The 1,535-nt window shown below is 46.7% G+C and carries 2 protein-coding genes; both read left to right on the top strand.

The features are described 5' to 3' along the window. Positions 1 to 1,240: NAD-dependent succinate-semialdehyde dehydrogenase (locus tag WCO51_13795; protein MEI6514327.1), on the top strand; the 1,240-nt coding region annotated here is incomplete at its 5' end. Next, positions 1,237 to 1,535, top strand: a 299-nt coding sequence (locus WCO51_13790) for a dihydroxy-acid dehydratase (protein ID MEI6514326.1), incomplete at its 3' end; no start/stop codon positions are given. The genes WCO51_13795 and WCO51_13790, both read left to right, overlap by 4 nt.

Here is a 1,535-nt window from a genome sequence, read left to right as displayed (position 1 = left end):
ATCTATTGCTCAAATAATTAGAAGAGACGTCGATGTCTATGCCCGCGTGATGACTTTGGAGCAAGGCAAACCATTTGAGCAGGCAAAGGGTGAGGTCTTGGCTTCGGCTGACCAATTCGACTGGAACGCCGATGAAGCTAGGCGCGTTTACGGCAGGATTGTTCAAGCAAAAACCGAATCCGATCAAATTCATATTTATCGACAACCCATTGGACCTGTTGCAGCTTTTGCTCCATGGAATTTCCCTATGCTATTGCCAGCGCGCAAAATAAGCGCCGCTCTCGCTGCTGGTTGTGTCGTCATAGCGATGCCAGCAATTGAATCTCCACTGAGTGCCTTAATGATCGGTAAAGCAGCGATGGAAGCGGGATTACCTTCAGGTGTTCTTAATATGCTCACTGGGGACCCCGTGCTTCTTTCTCAGACTCTGATCGATTCGAAAGTTATTCGTAAAGTTTCGCTCACAGGCTCCGTTCCGGTAGGAGTCATAACACTTACGCGCGCAGCAGCGTCCATCAAGCCAGTGACCGTTGAACTGGGCGGTCACTCTCCAGTGATTGTTCTTGAGGATGCAGATATTGATGAAGCAGCGAAACTATGTGCAACAGGGAAATTTAGAAATGCCGGCCAAGTATGCATCTCTGCAAATAGATTTTTCGTTCATGAGGCGGTGGCTAAACGTTTTATCGAGAAATTTATCGAGCACACGAAGACAATTCGCTTAGGCGCCGGATTAGATGCAAATACAGATATGGGCCCACTTGGAACAAAGAAGCGTGTTCAGGCAATGAAAGACATGGTTGACGATGCCCGTAACAAAGGCGCTGACGTTGCACTAGGCGGCGATGCATCGAAGGAGTTTTCTGTAGGTTATTTTTTTGAACCAACCGTTTTGCTCAATGTATCCCAAGACATGATGGTGATGAGAGAAGAAACATTTGGCCCCATTGCCCCTATTTCAACGTTCTCGGATATTCGTGAGGCGATTGAGTTGGCAAATTCGACCCCATATGGCTTGGCCGGCTTTATTTTCACTCAAGATCTAAATCGGGCAATTCAGATTGGCCTTCAGTTGGAGGTCGGAATGGTCGGAATAAATAATTTGACGATAGCTACGGCAGAAGCTCCTTTCGGCGGGGTTAAATCATCAGGTGTTGGACGAGAAGGTGGCTCTGAGGGTATAGAAGACTTCCTTATTACAAAGTATGTCAACGCTCGCATGAATATGGTTACCCTATGAAAAAAGAAAATACACCAGGGTTTTTCGGCGGACTGACAAGTTATGGGGACGAGGGTTTTAGTCGTTTTCTGCGCAAGGTTTTTCTATCTTCTATGGGATATGACGACGTGGATTTGTCTCTGCCATTAATTGGAATTGCAGATACGTCCAGCGGATACGTAACGTGTCATCGCGAAATGCCACAACTGATTGAAGCAATCAAGCGTGGAGTTCTACAATCTGGTGGGCTACCCGTGGTATTTCCTACCGCCTCTTTACCTGAAATTATGATGAATCCAACCTCGATGTATCTCCG

It is taken from the genome of bacterium (assembly GCA_037131655.1).
Lineage (GTDB): Bacteria > Armatimonadota > Fimbriimonadia > Fimbriimonadales > JBAXQP01 > JBAXQP01.
Note: the sequence above shows the minus strand (reverse complement) of the source record. Positions and strands in the feature narration are given on the sequence as shown.